Origin of the sequence: Pantoea sp. 18069 (assembly GCF_902706035.1) — a bacterium.
Lineage (GTDB): Bacteria > Pseudomonadota > Gammaproteobacteria > Burkholderiales > Burkholderiaceae_C > Comamonas.
On record NZ_CACSJA010000008.1, the window covers coordinates 15,703 to 31,776 of the forward strand.

Annotated in this window: 12 protein-coding genes; 5 read left to right on the top strand and 7 right to left on the bottom strand. The window is 66.1% G+C overall.

The genetic code is table 11. The features are described 5' to 3' along the window. Window positions 1-10: 10 nt before the first annotated feature. A complete protein-coding gene (locus GVL12_RS08430) occupies window positions 11-880 on the bottom strand; it encodes a VOC family protein (protein WP_159912802.1) in 870 nt (289 codons plus the stop codon). A 247-nt stretch (window positions 881-1,127) separates the two neighbouring features. Here GVL12_RS08430 and acnD point away from each other — a divergent pair, with 247 nt between their 5' ends. The 5 genes from acnD to GVL12_RS08455 all read left to right on the top strand — a co-directional run bounded on the left by acnD (window position 1,128) and on the right by GVL12_RS08455 (window position 7,667). Further along, complete coding sequence (gene acnD, locus GVL12_RS08435; protein ID WP_159912804.1) at window positions 1,128-3,785, top strand: Fe/S-dependent 2-methylisocitrate dehydratase AcnD; 2,658 nt, start codon at window positions 1,128-1,130, stop codon at window positions 3,783-3,785. A gap of 10 nt (window positions 3,786-3,795) precedes the next feature. Continuing rightward, on the top strand, window positions 3,796-5,004 hold the full coding sequence (prpF, locus tag GVL12_RS08440; RefSeq protein WP_159912806.1) for a 2-methylaconitate cis-trans isomerase PrpF: 1,209 nt from the start codon (window positions 3,796-3,798) through the stop codon (window positions 5,002-5,004). A gap of 118 nt (window positions 5,005-5,122) precedes the next feature. Then, the gene (gene prpC / locus GVL12_RS08445) at window positions 5,123-6,295 is read left to right on the top strand and encodes a 2-methylcitrate synthase (protein ID WP_159912808.1); all 1,173 of its coding nucleotides are present in this window, start codon (window positions 5,123-5,125) and stop codon (window positions 6,293-6,295) included. An 11-nt stretch (window positions 6,296-6,306) separates the two neighbouring features. Beyond that, a complete protein-coding gene (locus GVL12_RS08450) occupies window positions 6,307-6,786 on the top strand; it encodes a GntR family transcriptional regulator (protein WP_200843597.1) in 480 nt (159 codons plus the stop codon). A 17-nt stretch (window positions 6,787-6,803) separates the two neighbouring features. Then, window positions 6,804-7,667: an oxaloacetate decarboxylase gene (locus GVL12_RS08455; RefSeq protein WP_200843598.1), complete on the top strand. Its 864-nt coding sequence runs from the start codon at window positions 6,804-6,806 to the stop codon at window positions 7,665-7,667. A 49-nt stretch (window positions 7,668-7,716) separates the two neighbouring features. Here GVL12_RS08455 and GVL12_RS08460 read toward each other — a convergent pair whose 3' ends face one another. From GVL12_RS08460 to GVL12_RS08485, 6 genes are all read right to left on the bottom strand, one after another. Then, window positions 7,717-9,927 carry an OsmC domain/YcaO domain-containing protein gene (locus tag GVL12_RS08460; RefSeq protein WP_159912812.1) on the bottom strand — a complete coding sequence of 737 codons (2,211 nt, stop codon included), beginning with the start codon at window positions 9,925-9,927 and terminating at the stop codon, window positions 7,717-7,719. A gap of 258 nt (window positions 9,928-10,185) precedes the next feature. Next, entirely contained in the window at window positions 10,186-11,175 is a 990-nt protein-coding gene (locus GVL12_RS08465; protein ID WP_159912814.1) for an alpha/beta hydrolase, read from the bottom strand. Next, the gene (locus GVL12_RS08470; RefSeq protein ID WP_159912816.1) at window positions 11,175-12,509 is read right to left on the bottom strand and encodes an amidohydrolase family protein; all 1,335 of its coding nucleotides are present in this window, start codon (window positions 12,507-12,509) and stop codon (window positions 11,175-11,177) included. Before GVL12_RS08470 ends, GVL12_RS08465 begins: the two co-directional genes overlap by 1 nt. Next, a complete protein-coding gene (locus GVL12_RS08475; protein WP_159912818.1) occupies window positions 12,506-14,017 on the bottom strand; it encodes an FAD-dependent monooxygenase in 1,512 nt (503 codons plus the stop codon). Before GVL12_RS08475 ends, GVL12_RS08470 begins: the two co-directional genes overlap by 4 nt. 9 nt (window positions 14,018-14,026) lie before the next feature. Continuing rightward, a complete protein-coding gene (locus GVL12_RS08480) occupies window positions 14,027-15,007 on the bottom strand; it encodes a tripartite tricarboxylate transporter substrate binding protein (protein ID WP_159912820.1) in 981 nt (326 codons plus the stop codon). Window positions 15,008-15,028: 21 nt separating this feature from the next. Further along, window positions 15,029-16,072, bottom strand: a complete 1,044-nt coding sequence (locus GVL12_RS08485) for a porin (RefSeq protein ID WP_159912822.1) — start codon at window positions 16,070-16,072, stop codon at window positions 15,029-15,031. Window positions 16,073-16,074 lie beyond the last annotated feature (2 nt).

Below are 16,074 nucleotides of genomic sequence, written 5' to 3' on the forward strand. Positions count from 1 at the left end.
CAGCCGCCGGTCAGAGACCGGCCTGGCGCTGGTATTCGATCAGCGCGCCATGGGTCAGCGCCCTGGGCAGTTCGGTCGCGCCGCCCCAGGGCAGCTCCTCGGCGGCCAGGCTGCCGCGCAGCGCAAAACCCAGCACGCCCTGGCCGCGCTGGCGCAACAGTGCGGACAAGTCCTGCGCCGGAGCGGCCCGGCTGTCGCGGTCGGGCTCCAGCAGGACCAGGCTGGTGCTGCCCTGTGCCAGTCCATGCGCGCTGGCATGCGCGGGCAGGCGCAGACTCGCCAGCCGCAGGCCCGTGCCCGCGAGGCGCAGCGGCGCGGTCTGCAGCGCCTCCCGCCCCAGCAAGGCCTGGTAGCCGGCCAGCGAGGTCTCCAGGTGATCGACCACCAGGCTCACACTGGCCACGCCGCTCGCGCCATTGGCATGCCGACGCACCGCCCCTTGCGGCACGCGCAACTGCCGGGGCGTGATGTCGCCGCACAGAAAAGGCAGGTCGGGCGTTGCGGCCCTGGCGGTCTGCCACTTCAGCAACTCGCCATCGGGCCGGGCACGACCGCCAGCGAGCGGCTCTTCGAGCACCAGTCCGCCAGCGCCGGCGCGCTCGACCGCCGCCCTGACATCGCCGGGGTGCAGGGCGAAATCGACCAGGCCTTCGCCATGCGCCTGCAGCCACTGCCACCAGCGGTCTTCGGCCAGACCCTGGCCATGCCAGGCAATCAGCTCCAGATAGCTGCCGTCCTCGAACACCACCAGCGCATTGTGGGTAGGCCGGCCCGGATGGCGGCCGCCCTCGATGACATGAAAGCCCAGCGCGCCATAGTCGGCAATGGTGCGCGGCAGATCGGAAACGGCGATCACCAGATGGTCCAGGGAAAGTGTCATGTGCGGAATCTTGATGCGGTGCGTTGAAGAGGCGGGCCAAGGCCACGGCCCGCCAGTCTGGGCCAGCCATGGGCTGCATGGCAATCCGGTTTTTCTCATATGCAAGTTGATGCGCAGTGCTATTCGCAAAATTCGCAAAACTGCGTTTTGTGATTCGCAAACATTCGCCAATTCAGTCCTTCTCCAGAGCATGAATATTGCGTAAATTGCGAATCAACCAAGAGTCCAGAAAAGAGACAAGCCGCCCATGAACGCCTTTTGCAAAAACCTGCCCGACACCGAACTGCGCTACTTCGACGCGCGCGCTGCCGTGGATGCCCTCCAGCCCGGCGCCTACGACGGCCTGCCCTATACCAGCCGCGTGCTGGCCGAGAACCTGGTGCGCCGCTGCGAGCCCGCACTGCGCGACGCGGCGCTCATGCAGCTGATTGCGCGTAGGCGCGACATGGACTTCCCCTGGTACCCGGCGCGCGTGGTGTGCCATGACATCCTGGGCCAGACCGCGCTGGTCGACCTGGCCGGCCTGCGCGATGCGATCGCCGACCAGGGGGGCGACCCGGCGCAGGTCAACCCGGTGGTGCCCACGCAGCTCATCGTGGACCATTCGCTGGCGGTGGAGTTTGGCGGCGCCGACCCCGAAGCCTTCGAGAAAAACCGCGCCATCGAAGACCGCCGCAACGCGGACCGCTTTGACTTCATCGACTGGTGCAAGACCGCGTTCCGGAATGTGGATGTGATTCCCGCGGGCAACGGCATCATGCACCAGATCAATCTGGAGAAAATGAGCCCCGTGGTGCAGGTGCGCGACGGCCTGGCCTTTCCCGATACCTGCGTTGGCACCGACAGCCATACGCCCCATGTGGACGCGCTGGGCGTGATCGCCATCGGCGTCGGCGGCCTCGAAGCCGAGACCGTGATGCTGGGCCGCGCCAGCATGATGCGCCTGCCCGACATCGTGGGCGTGCAGCTCGCGGGCCAGCGCCAGCCCGGCATCACCGCCACCGACATCGTGCTCGCGCTGACCGAATTCCTGCGCCAGCAACGCGTGGTCGGCGCCTATGTGGAGTTCTTTGGCGAGGGGGCAGAAAGCCTGTCGATTGGCGACCGCGCCACCATCTCCAACATGTGCCCCGAATATGGCGCCACGGCCGCGATGTTCTACATCGACGCACAGACCATCGATTACCTGACGCTGACGGGCCGCGAGCCCGAGCAGGTGAAGCTGGTCGAGCATTACGCCAGAACCACGGGCCTGTGGGCCGATGCATTGAAAACGGCGCAATACGAGCGCGTGCTGGCGTTCGACCTGGGCACCGTGGTGCGCAACATGGCCGGCCCGTCCAACCCGCACCGCCGCCTGCCGACCTCGGCCCTGGCCGCGCGCGGCATTGCCGACGAGGCCAAGCTGCAAGCCGCCCGGCGCGAAGAATCCCAGGGCCGGATGCCCGATGGCGCAGTCATCATTGCCGCCATCACCAGTTGCACCAACACCAGCAATCCGCGCAATGTCGTGGCCGCAGCCCTGGTGGCGAAGAAGGCCAACGCCCTGGGTCTGCGAAGCAAGCCCTGGGTCAAGACCTCGTTCGCGCCCGGCTCCAAGGTGGCCAGGCTGTACCTGGAAGAAGCCGGCCTGCTGTCGGAACTCGAGCAGCTGGGCTTTGGCATCGTGGCCTATGCCTGCACCACCTGCAACGGCATGAGCGGCGCGCTGGATCCGGCGATCCAGCAGGAGATCATGGCCCGCGGCCTCTACACCACGGCCGTGCTTTCGGGCAACCGCAATTTCGACGGCCGCATCCACCCCTATGCCAGGCAGGCCTTCCTGGCTTCGCCGCCGCTGGTGGTGGCCTACGCGCTGGCTGGCACGGTGCACTTCGATATCGAGCAGGATGCGCTGGGCCACGACGCGGCGGGCAACGCCATCACGCTCAAGGACCTGTGGCCCGACGATGCGGAGATAGACGCCATCGTGGCCGCCTGCGTCAAGCCCGAGCAGTTCCGCAGCGTCTATATCCCGATGTTCGCACCCACCGCCGTGCAGCAGGCCGTCAGCCCGCTGTACGACTGGCGCGCCCGGAGCACCTATATCCGCCGTCCGCCGTATTGGGAAGGCGCCCTGGCCGGCGAACGCACGCTGCGGGGCATGCGGCCGCTGGCCATCCTGCCGGACAACATCACCACCGACCATCTGTCGCCGTCCAACGCCATCCTGCTGGACAGCGCGGCCGGCGAATACCTCGCGAAAATGGGTGTGCCGCAAGAGGACTTCAACTCCTACGCCACCCACCGCGGCGACCACCTGACGGCCCAGCGCGCGACCTTTGCCAACCCGCAGCTGTTCAATGAAATGGTCTTGAACGCGGACGGCTCGGTGCGGCAAGGATCGCTGGCCCGGGTCGAGCCGCAAGGCCAGGTGCTGCGCATGTGGGAAGCGATAGAAACCTATATGCAGCGCAAGCAGCCACTCATCATCATCGCCGGCGCCGACTACGGGCAGGGCAGCTCGCGCGACTGGGCCGCCAAGGGCGTGCGGCTTGCCGGCGTCGAAGTGATCGCGGCCGAAGGCTTCGAGCGCATCCACCGCACCAATCTGATCGGCATGGGCGTGCTGCCGCTGGAATTCCTGCCCGGCACCGACCGCCGGACGCTGGGCCTGGACGGCACGGAAACCTATGACGTGGAAGGCCTGCGCCAGCCAGGCGCCGCGCTGACCCTGGTGGTCCGCCGCCTGCAGGGCGAAATCCTGCGCGTGCCCGTCACCTGCCGGCTGGACACGGCCGAGGAAGTCTCGATCTACGAAGCCGGCGGCGTGCTGCAACGCTTTGCCCAGGACTTCCTCGCGCAAGGCGGTGCCCGGGCCGAGACGCCGGCAGGCGCCGCCGCCGAACACCTTGCCAGCCACTAAAGGCCCCACCATGACCCACTCCCCACAGATCAGAATCCCGGCCACCTACCTGCGCGGCGGCACCAGCAAGGGCGTGTTCTTTCACCTGCCCGACCTCCCCCCTGCCGCGCAGCAGCCCGGCGCGGCGCGCGATGCCTTGCTGCTGCGCGTGCTGGGCAGCCCCGACCCCTATGGCAAGCAGATCGACGGCCTGGGCAATGCCTCGTCGAGCACCAGCAAGGCCGTGATCCTGAGCAGGAGCGCACGTCCCGGCCACGATGTGGACTATCTGTTCGGCCAGGTGTCGATCGACCGCCCTTTCGTGGACTGGAGCGGCAACTGCGGCAACCTGTCCGCGGCCGTGGGGCCGGCGGCCATCCACATGGGCCTGATCGACCCCGCGTCCATTCCACGCAATGGCATTGCCGTGGTGCGCATCTGGCAGGCCAACATCGCCAGGACCATCGTCGCCCATGTGCCCGTCACCAACGGCCAGGTGCAGGAAACCGGTGATTTCGAACTGGACGGCGTGACCTTCCCCGCGGCGGAAGTGGCGCTGGAGTTCCTCGATCCGGCCGATGACGGCGATGACGGCGGCGCCATGTTCCCCACGGGCCAGGTGCAGGACCTGCTCGACGTGCCCGGCGTGGGCTGCTTGCCTGCCACCCTGATCAATGCCGGCATTCCGACCATCTTCCTGAATGCGGCCGACCTGGGCTACAGCGGCACGGAACTGCAGGACGCCATCAATGGCGACGCCGCGGCCCTGGCCCGCTTCGAGACCATACGCGCCCATGGCGCGCTGAAAATGGGTTTGATCCAAACCCTGGACGAAGCGGCCACGCGCCAGCACACCCCCAAGGTGGCTTTCGTGGCGCCCCCGGCCAGCTACCAGGCATCCAGCGGCAAGCCGGTGGCGGCGCAGGACATCGATCTGCTGGTGCGGGCGCTGTCCATGGGCAAGCTGCACCACGCCATGATGGGCACGGCAGCCGTGGCCATCGCTACGGCCGCGGCCATTCCCGGCACCCTGGTCAACCTGGCCGCCGGCGGCGGTGAACGCCATGCCGTGCGCTTCGGCCACCCTTCGGGCACCTTGCGCGTGGGCGCCCAGGCCCAGCGCGCGAATGGCCAGTGGCAAGTGCGCAAGGCGCTGATGAGCCGCAGCGCCCGCATCCTGATGGAAGGCTGGGTGCGCATTCCCGGCGATTGCCTGGACGCGGCCCACCACCCCGGCTGACGCCGCCAACGCCTGCGCTGCAGGCGATTTTCCCGGGCGTTTCGCCCCTCGTTTTTCAGCCCATTGACATGGGTCAAGGCCGCTGCCTTGCCCATTTTTCATTCCAAGGAGACCTGCCATGACCGCCAATCTGCAAGCCGTTGCCACCGCCGCCCCCGCCTTCAAGCCCAAGAAATCCGTGGCCCTGTCGGGCGTGACCGCCGGCAACACCGCACTGTGCACCGTGGGCAAGACCGGCAACGATCTGCATTACCGGGGCTACGACATCCTGGACATCGCCGAAGTCTGCGAGTTCGAGGAAATCGCCCATCTGCTGGTGCACGGCAAGCTGCCCACGCAAGCCGAACTCCAGGCCTACAAGGCCAAGCTCAAGGCCCTGCGCGGCCTGCCGGCCAGCGTGAAGGCGTCGCTGGAGCAGTTGCCTGCCGCCAGCCACCCCATGGATGTCATGCGCACCGGCGTCTCTGCGCTGGGCTGCTCCCTGCCCGAAAAGGACGACCACAACCTGCCCGGCGCACGCGACATTGCCGACCGCCTGATGGCCAGCCTGGGCAGCATGCTGCTGTACTGGTACCACTTCAGCAACTCCGGCCGGCGCATCGAGGTCGAGACCGATGACGACTCCATCGGCGGACACTTCCTGCACCTGCTGCACGGCCAGGCCCCCAGCGCACCCTGGGTGCGCGCCATGCACACGTCGCTGAACCTGTATGCCGAGCACGAATTCAACGCCTCGACCTTCACGGCCCGCGTGGTGGCGGGAACGGGCAGCGACATGCACTCGGCCATCACCGGTGCCATCGGCGCGCTGCGTGGCCCCAAGCACGGCGGCGCCAACGAGGTGGCCTTCGAGATCCAGAAGCGCTACGACAACCCGGATGAAGCCGAGGCCGACATCCGCCGCCGCGTCGAGGCCAAGGAAGTCGTGATCGGCTTTGGCCACCCGGTCTATACCCTCAGCGATCCGCGCAACGTCGTCATCAAGGGCGTGGCCCGGCAGCTGTCCCAGGACGCGGGCTCGACCAGGATGTTCGACATTGCCGAGCGCCTGGAAACGGTCATGTGGGAGGTCAAGAAAATGTTCCCCAACCTCGACTGGTTCAGTGCCGTGAGCTACCACATGATGGGCGTGCCCACGGCCATGTTCACGCCGCTGTTCGTCATCGCGCGCACCAGCGGCTGGGCAGCCCACATCATCGAGCAGCGCCAGGACAACAAGATCATACGCCCCAGCGCCCACTACACCGGCCCGGATGACCTGGCCTTCGTGCCCATAGAACAGCGCCGGTGAGCATGACCGACATGCGCTTGCAACCCCGCTCCCTGTGCATGGCGATCGCCGACAAGCTGCGCGAGCGCATCCTCGCGCATGAATGGCCCCCGGGCGCGGCCGTGAACGATGGCGACATCGCCAGCGGCTATGGCGTCAGCCGCACCCCGGTGCGCGAAGCGCTCAAGCTGCTGTGCCACGAAGGCCTGCTCGACGCCCATGCGCGCCGTGGCATGACGGTGGCCATGCCCAGCCCCGAGCAACTGCGCGAAGCACTGGCGCTGCAGCAGTGGCTGACCCGCTTTGTGCACGAGCAGGCCGCCAGCCTGCCCGCCGACAGCATGGCCAGGGACATGCTGCGCATGACCGACAACCGGCTGCAACTGCAGCGCAGGCCCGCCGCCGCGCCCTCGCAAGCGGGCGCAATGGAGCACGGCGCCCCGGCAATGGCCAAGAACGCCATGTCCCTTGTGGCCCAGCAACTTACCCACTCCCCTTCCCGCGTCGCCTGACGCCCAAGCCCACCACCATGATCAGTACCCAACAACAACTCCGTCAGATGATTGCCCAGCGCCGCGGCGTCATCGTGCCAGGCGCCTTCAACGCCATGTCCGCCCGCGTGGTCGCCGACCTGGGCTTCGAAGCCATTTACGTCACCGGCGCCGGCGTCACCAATATGTGGTTTGGCCTGCCCGACCAGGCCTTCATGGGCCTGACCGACATTGCCGACCACACGGCGCGCATCCGTGAGGCGGTGGAGCTGCCGCTGATCGTCGATGCCGATACCGGCTTCGGCAACGCCCTCAACACCTACCACGCAGTGCGTACGCTGGAGCGGGCCGGTGCCGACTGCATTCAGCTCGAAGACCAGGTCAGCCCCAAGCGCTGCGGCCATTTCAATGGCAAGGAGGTCATTGAGACCAGCGAGATGGTCGGCAAGATCAAGGCCGCGGTGGATGCCCGCCGCAATCCCGAGACCCTGATCCTGGCGCGCACCGACGCCGCCGCCATGCACGGCTTTGACGCGGCCATAGAGCGCGCCCAGGCCTATGCGGAGGCCGGCGCGGACATGCTGTTTGTCGAAGCCGTGACCACGGCGGAACACATTCGCGCCCTGCCCCAGCGCCTGGCGACCCCGCAGCTCATGAACATGGTGATCGGCGGCAAGACGCCCATCACCAGCACCGAGGATCTGGCCGGCATGGGCTACAGCATCGTGCTGTACGCCAACGCCGCGCTGCAGGGCGCGGTCGCCGGCATGCAGCGGGCGCTGGGCGCGCTCAAGGCCGATCGCTGCCTGAAGGAAGACCCCCAGCTGGTCGCGCCCTTTGCCGAGCGCCAGCGCCTGGTCTGCAAGCCGCAGTGGGATGCGCTGGAAAAGAAATACCAGTGATGGCCGCTTGCCCTGTCAACAATGGACAGGGTCGGTCCTGCCCGGTCTTTTAGTCCTGGCCGGCTACAGCCTGCGCATGGGCCCGCGCCGTGTGCATTTTCCTGTAGCTGTCCAGCAGGCGCTGGTGCCTGTCGAGCCCCTCCAGTTGCATGCTCGCAGGCGTCAAGCCGAAGAAGCGCACGCTGCCGTTGACCGACCCCATGACGGCATCCATGCGCTCGTTGCCGAACATCCGGCGAAAGTTGACCGCGTAATCATCGAGTTCCAAGTCGTCATCCAGCAGCACTTCCAGGACCACGTTCAAGGCCTGATAAAACAAGCCGCGCTCGACCGAGTTGTCGTTGTACTGCAGGAAGGCGCCCACCAGTTCTTGCGCTTCATCAAACTGCTTCAGCGCGAGATGAATCAACAGCTTCAACTCCATCACGGTCAGCTGGCCCCAAGCCGTGTTTTCGTCAAACTCGATGCCGATCAATGTGGCGATGTCGCCATATTCATCCAGTTCATTGGCCTCCAAGCGCTCAAGCAAGGATTCCAAACCGGCATCGTCCAGGCGATGCAGATTCAGAATATCGGCACGAAACAACAAAGCCTTATTGGTGTTGTCCCACACCAGGTCTTCCACGGGATAGACTTCCGAATAACCCGGCACCAGAATTCTGCAGGCTATTGCGCCCAGTTGGTCGTACACCGCGATGTACGCCTCCTTGCCCATTTCCTCGAGAATGCCAAACAATCCCGCAGCTTCGTCGGCATTGGAATTCTCACCTCCAGCGGAAAAATCCCACTCCACAAAATCGAAATCGGATTTGGCACTGAAGAAGCGCCATGACACCACACCGCTGGAGTCAATGAAGTGCTCGACGAAATTATTGGGCTCGGTCACGGCGTTGCTATTGAAGGTGGGCCGGGGCAAATCGTTCAGGCCTTCGAAGCTGCGGCCCTGCAGCAACTCCGTCAGACTGCGCTCCAGCGCCACCTCCAGGCTTGGATGGGCGCCGAACGACGCAAAGACGCCGCCTGTGCGAGGGTTCATCAAGGTAACGCACATCACGGGGTACTTCCCGCCCAGCGACGCGTCCTTGACCAGCACCGGAAAGCCCTGCTCCTCCAGCCCCTTGATGCCGGCCAGAATGCCGGGATACTTCGCCAGCACCTCGTCCGGCACATCCGGCAGCGCGAGTTCATCGTTCAGGATCTCGCGCTTGACCGCCCGCTCGAAGATTTCAGACAGGCATTGCACCTGCGCTTCGGCCAGCGTATTGCCTGCGCTCATGCCGTTGCTGACGTAGAGGTTCTCAATCAGGTTGGTCGGGAAATACACCCGCTCGCCGTCTGAACGGCGCACATAGGGCAGGGAGCATATGCCGCGCTGCACATTGCCGGAGTTGGTGTCGTGCAGATGCGAGGCGCGCAACTCGCCATCGGGGTTGTAGATCTGCACGCAGTACGCATCGAGAATTTCCGTAGGCAGTGCATCTTCAGGACCTGGTTTGAACCAGCGCTCGTCCGGGTAATGCACAAAGGCCGCGTTGGCGATGTCCTCACCCCAGAACTGGCCGCCATAGAAATGGTTGCAATTGAGCCGCTCGATAAACTCCCCCAGGGCCGACGCCAACGCGCTTTCCTTGGTCGAGCCCTTGCCATTGGTGAAGCACATGGGCGAGTGCGCGTCACGGATATGCAGCGACCACACGTTGGGCACGATGTTGCGCCACGACGCAATCTCGATCTTCATGCCCAGGCCCGCCAGAACACCCGACATATTGGCAATGGTTTCCTCCAGAGGAAGGTCCTTGCCGGCGATATAGGTGCTCGCATCGGAAAGCCGGTCCGTGGTCAGCAAGGCCTGCGCATCGGCATCCAGATTCTGGACTTCCTCGATCACGAACTCAGGCCCGGCCTGCACCACCTTCTTCACCGTACAGCGCTCGATGGAACGCAAGATTCCCTGGCGATCCTTGGCGGATATGTCCGCCGGCAACTCCACCTGAATCTTGAATATCTGCTGATAACGATTTTCAGGGTCAACAATATTGTTCTGCGACAGTCGAATATTGTCCGTGGGAATATTTCGAGTTGTGCAATACAGCTTCACAAAGTAAGCCGCGCACAAAGCCGACGAGGCCAGAAAATAATCAAACGGACCAGGCGCCGAGCCATCGCCCTTATAGCGAATGGGCTGATCGGCAACCACGGTGAAATCATCGAACTTGGCTTCAAGGCGGAGCTTGTCGAGAAAATTGACCTTAATTTCCATTAGGAAACTCCAAGATGATGCTGCAAATAAATTATCGGCAATTATCCCGGAGTTGAGCGTGCAATCCCTGCCGGCAAATAATGCCCTTTCGAGCCGCCCCACACCCGCGCAAAGCCGCGGCCCCTGGACCCGGCGCTGGGGCGCCAGGGCCAGTGAAAAATGCCCGGGCCCAAGGGCCCGGGCAGGTTCAGTCTGCCGGCGCGTTATTCCACTTCGGCAACCTCAGCCACGCCGACGTGAATCATGAATTTCGGGCACTCATGTCGAAGCGCCCCTGGCGTTGCCGGGACCGTTGCGCAGCATCGCGGCAAAGCAGTCGCAGATCTCGTCATTGGCGCTGCGCGCGGCCTGCGAGAGCTCGAAAAATCCGAAGAACGGGTGGAACATGTCGTCATAACGCAGCACGCGGGTGCAGACCCCCGCGGCCTGCAGCCGCTGCGCATAGGCCAGGCCCTCGCCGCAAAGCGCGTCGCATCCGGCCACGGCGACAAGGGCCGGCGGCAGGCCGCTCAGATCGGTGTGGCGCAGGGGCGAAGGCGGAAACTGCGCCGCGCTGTGCGCCGAGGCGCCCAGGTAAAGCCGCGCCACCTCGCGCAGATCATGCGGTGTCAGCAGGGAATAGTCGCGCCCGCTGCGCTCGAGCGCCGCCGTATCGCGGGCGAAGTCGACGCCGGGCACGATGAGCAGCTGCGCCGCGAGCGCCAGGCCCAGGTCGCGCGCCCGGATCGCCGAGGAGGCCGCGAGGTTGCCGCCCGCGCTTTCTCCAGCGACCGCCACGCGCGCAGCATCACCGCCAAGCGCCGCTGCATTCGCCAGGGCCCACAGCGTGGCGGCCAGCGCATCGTCATGCGCGGCGGGAAAAGGATGCTCGGGCGCGAGCCGGTAGTCCACGGAGACCACCACCGCTTCGGTATCGCGGCAGAGCTTGCGCGCGATGTCGTCCATCAGCTCGACGCTGCCCAGAACGAATCCCCCGCCATGGAAGAAGACCACCGTGGGCAGCGGATGCCGGTGCGCATGCGGGCGGTAGACGCGCACCGGCACATGGACATTTGCATGGACCGCAACCGCGTCTTCCGCAGACCGCACCTCGGGCAAGCCGAAACGGGCGCGCGCGGCAAGCACGGCGTCGCGCATGCGCGCGCGTGCCTGGGGCGCGCTGCCGCTGAAGGGCGGCGGGGCGCCGCGCGCCCGCAGGGCTGCGACCACGGCGGCGAGCTGCGCATCCAGTCGAGGAAATTCCCGCATCACATCTCCTCCAGCACATGCCGCTGCGAGCGCAACGCACGTTCGCGCAGCGCCTCCATGTCGATGTGCAGCATGCGGCCGTGGCGCTTGACCGCGCGCCCGGCGACATAGACGGAGTCGACGTTGCCAGGGTGCGCGGCCAGCACAATGGCGCCCACCGCGTCGGACACCGGCATCAGGTTCAGGTCGTTGCCGCGCACCAGGATGATGTCGGCCTGCTTGCCCGGCGTGAGCGAGCCGGTCTTGTGCGCCAGCCCCGTGGCCTGCGCGCCGGCCATCGTGGCAAACTCCAGCACGTCGCGCAGCGTCAATGTCGGCGGCGCGTTCGCGGCCCGGGAATGCCCTCCTCCCATCCAGGAGCGATAGTAGGCAAACGCATGGCGCATCTGCGTGAACATGTCGCCCGCGCATTTGGTCTCGGTGTCACCGCTCAGGCTGGGGCGTATGCCGACGGCCAGCAGGCGATCGAACGGGATGTCGCCAATGCCCTGGGCGTTCAGTTCGCAGTGCACGCCCAGCGAGGCCGTGACACCCGCATCGGCCATCATGGACAGCTCGTCGTCGGCGCAGCAGCAGCAATGCACGAAGGTCAGGTCGTCGCCAAGCACGCCGGCTTCATGCATCTGGGCGATGGCGCGCACCTGGGCGTTGCGTGCATAGGCGCCCATATGGATGGTGGAGCGGATGCCCAGCTCGCGCGCCAGGCGCAAGTCCTGCAGCCAGACGGCGCGCTGCGCCATTTCCGGACCACGGCCGGCCATCGCCAGCGTCAGCAACTGGTCGTCCGACGAGAAGTACTGCTTTCGCAGCCGACAGATGTCCTGCGGATGGCCGCGTTCGCTGCCGGACATCCAGGAGCTCCCTTCGATCAGCGGCCAGCCATGGGCGAAGATGCCGCGGATGCCGGCATCGCGCAGCGCCAGGATGGCGGCGTCCGCGTGCGCGGGCGTGTTCTGCACATGCGACCAGTCCAGCATCGTGGTCGTGCCCGCGTCCAGCGCCGACACTGCCCCCAGCAAGGTGCCGGCGTAGACGTCTTCGGTGCGGAAGGCCGCGCCCTTGGCGCCCAGCATCTCGGCGAAGTAGATCTGCGGGTCGATGTCCGCATAGCGATGCCGCACACAGGTCTGCCAAGTATGCCTGTGGGTGTCGATGAACCCGGGCAGGACGATCATGTCCCGGGCATCGACGCGCTCGGCGGCCTCGGCCTCGATGTGCGGTGCGACGGCGACGATGCGCTCGCCCTCGATCAGCACATCGCCGCGGCGCAGGTCGCCGATGGCGCGGTCCATGCTGATCACCCAGCCTCCGGCCAGCAGGGTGCGGCGCTTCATGTGCGGCCCCGCGTGAGCCAGCGGTCCAGTTGTGCCTGGACCGTAGCGGCCTGCGCCGGGTCGCTGGCGGCCCAGGCGACGTAGCCGTCGGGGCGCACCAGGATGCCCGTCACGCCCTCCATGGCCGCCGGTACGCGGCCCACGCGCGCTGCGACGATATTCAGAGGAAGCCCCAGGGACTGCAGCGACCCGAACTGCCGGCTCTGCCCCTCCAGGTCGAGCAGCAGGAAGCGGCGATCGCGCAGCAGCTCGGCGGGCCGCAGCGACCGGCCATCCTGGGCAATCATGTCGAAATCGGGCAGCCGGCAGCCGGTCAATGGATGGCTCGCGGCGTCACGCGGGTATGGCGCCTGCAGCCCGCACAGCTCCAGCGCCAGCTTGCGCTGCACGTCCGGCAACGGGATGATGTGCTGCGCCAGATGCCGCTTGAGCACGATCCCGCCGGCATCGAAATTGAACTGCAGCTCGCACTGCGCCTTGACGCTTTCGAGCAGCGCGTGCATGACGGGCAGGCGTTCCGCGTCGTAGCTGTCCAGCGTCGCTTCATCGGCGTGGCCCTGGATCACATTGGCCAGCTTCCAGCCCAGGTTGAACGCGTCCTGCAGGCAGAAATTCATTCCGACGCCGCTGGCCGGATAGTGGATGCGCGCCGATTCGCCCACCAGGAACACGCGCTTTTGGCGCAGCGACGACACCGCACGCATCTGGTCGTCGAAGCGCGACGCCCAGCGATGGCCGGTGATTCCGTAGTCCGTGCCATGCACGTCCCGGATGCACTGCAGCGCTTCCTCCAGCGTCACAGGCTCGTCCCTCGCAGCCATGCGCCGGTCGCGGTGCACGATGTTGAAACGGGTGATGCCTTCGCCAAACGCATAGCCGCGCACCCAGCCCATTTCGTTGTCGACGTTGATGCGCCCGCCGGGCCAGGGCGCGTCCAGGTGGGCGTCGATGACGATGCCGCGGAAGGTGCCCGCGTGGCCCTCGAAGGCGATGCCGGCGCTGGTGCGCACCGCGCTGCGCCCGCCGTCCGCGCCCACCAGGTAGCGGGTGCGCAGCGTTGCCGCCGCGCCCTGCGCGTCGACCACCGACACCGTCACGCCATCCCCATCCTGTGCGAAGGAGGTGAACTCCGTGCCCCGGCGGATCTGCGCGCCGCTCTCGAGCGCCCACTGCCAGAGAATTTCTTCCGTGAGATTCTGCGGCAGGCCCAGCGTGAAGCCAAAGCGGCTTTCCAGGTATTGCCAGCGGATCGGATGGAAGCCGGCCCATATGTGCGAATGGCGAAATGGATAGGGCGTGATTTCCCGCGTGCGCTCGATGAAGCGCTCGGCAATGCCGCGCGCGTCGAACAGCTCGAGCACCCGGGGCAGGATGGTTCCCGCCCGCGACTGCACGCCTTCGGTCCTGCGTTCGAGCACCAGCGTCTTCGCGCCCGCTCCCGCCAACTCGGCCGCCAGCGTCAGACCCGACGGACCGCCCCCCACGACAATGACATCCCATGACTGCATGCTTGTTTCCTATTCTGGCTGGAGGCCAGCAGCCTTGACGGCTGTCTCGACCATTGGGCGATCGTTGGCGATCATGCGGGCCAGATCCTGCGCGGAGCCTCCCATGACGCGCCACTGCTCTTCCTCGATTTTTCTGCGCACCTCGGGCAGCTCCAGCGCCTGGGCGAAGGCCGCATTGAGCTTGCGCACCACAGGCTCGGGCGTGCCGGTCGGCGCGACAAAGCCCATCCAGTTGCCGAACGGACGAAAGGAAGGGAACACTTCCGACATCGTCGGCACATCCGGCTGCGACGGCAGGCGCTTGTCCGACATGAAGGCCAGCACGCGCACCTGCCCAGCCTTCCACTGCCCGAGCACCGAGCCGACGCTGAGCACCGTCACATCCACGCGGCCGCCCAGCAGTTCGGGGAGGATGGGCGCTGCGCCCTGATAGGGCACATGCAGCATGTCCACGCCGGCCACCCGCTTGAATTGCTCCATCAGCAAATGGTTGAAGGAACCGATACCGACGCTGGCATAGGGCTGGCCCGGCTGCTTCCTCAGATGCGCCACCAGCGCGCCTACATTGGTCACGGGCAGCCGCGTGCTGACGATCAGGCCCACCGGGATATCCGCCACGGCGATCACCGGCGTGAAACTGCGCACCGGGTCGTAGGCCAGGTCGTTGCGCTGCGCGCTGTTGAGCAGCAGCGCCGAGGTGGTGGTGAGTGCGAGCGTATAGCCATCGGGCCTGGCCCTGGCCACCTGGGCCGTGCCCAGGATGCCGTTGGCGCCGGCCTTGTTCTCGAACACGATAGGCTGGCCGAGCAGGCGCGAGGCACGCTCCGCAACCAGGCGTCCGACCACCTCCAGCGCCGATCCCGCGGGATAGGGAAACACGACATGGATGGGCTTGACCGGGTAGGAGTCCTCCTGCGCGAAAGCCGGCCTGAGCAGGGGCAGCATGGCCAGCGCCGCGCCGAGGATCCGCAAAACTTGTCTCGTCTTCATTGTTCTCTCCCAAGGTCTGCTTCAGAAGGTATGCCGAATGCCGAATTGCGTGCCGGTGACATCCTCGCCCCTGGTCAGCACGGGCAGCGCCGGATTCAAGGTTTCGGAAAAGCCGGCGTTGTTGTTCAGGCGCGCGATGCCGGCAAAGACCGAGGTGCGCTTGGACAGAAAGTGCATGTATTGCAGCACCGCTCTGGACGCCCTGGCGCTGCCCTGGCGCTCCAGCAGATAGCTCGCGCGGACTTCCCCCGAGCCGACAGGCCAGTTGGTGCCGACCAGGGCCGTGCTGCGCCGGGGCTGCCCCGGGTCGTCGCGCTGGATGTAGAAGCCCGTCAGGCGCGGGCCGCCGAACTTGTAGTCACCGCCCAGCATGAATTCCTTGCGGTCCCCGGCGGGAAGCGCGTTTTTCTGCCGGGTGTAGGCGGCATGCACGTCGACGCGCTGGTCGCTGTACGAAGCGCCCAGGCCGATGTACTGCGCACCCGCCACACCTTCGCTGGCGCTGGCGAGCGCGCGGGCCTGGAAACCGCCCATGCGCGGGCTGATGTACTTGGCGGAGTTATTGATGCGCGGCGTGAATATCGCCATCGGCCATGCCGCGCCTATGCCCGAGAAGTAGAAGGGATCGAGCGGTGCGGTCAGGTCATCCATGGGGATGTAGTTGCGCCCCAGGCGGAACTCGCCATAGGGCGTTGCCAGGCCGACCATGGCCTCCCGGCCAAAGAAGGCGCCGCCGAAGCCGGTGGCGCCCGTGTCCACATTGAAACCATGGTCCAGCTTGAACTTCGCCGACCAGCCACCGCCCAGATCCTCCACGCCTTCGAAAATCAGGCGCGAGGAATCGCTGGAAAGCCCGGTGTGCGTGCGCGACGCGCCCGTGGGCGATGCAATGCGCAGGTAGTCGACGGAGGCCTCCACCTTGCCGGAGATGGTGACCGAACCTTGCGCCAGCGCTGCAGTGGCGGTCAATGTGGCGTACACGGCGATCGCATGGACCACTCGTACGGGCGAAGGGCGCGAGCCGGCAGTCTTTGCAGTCCTGGCGTGGGCGATGGGTGATGTCAATT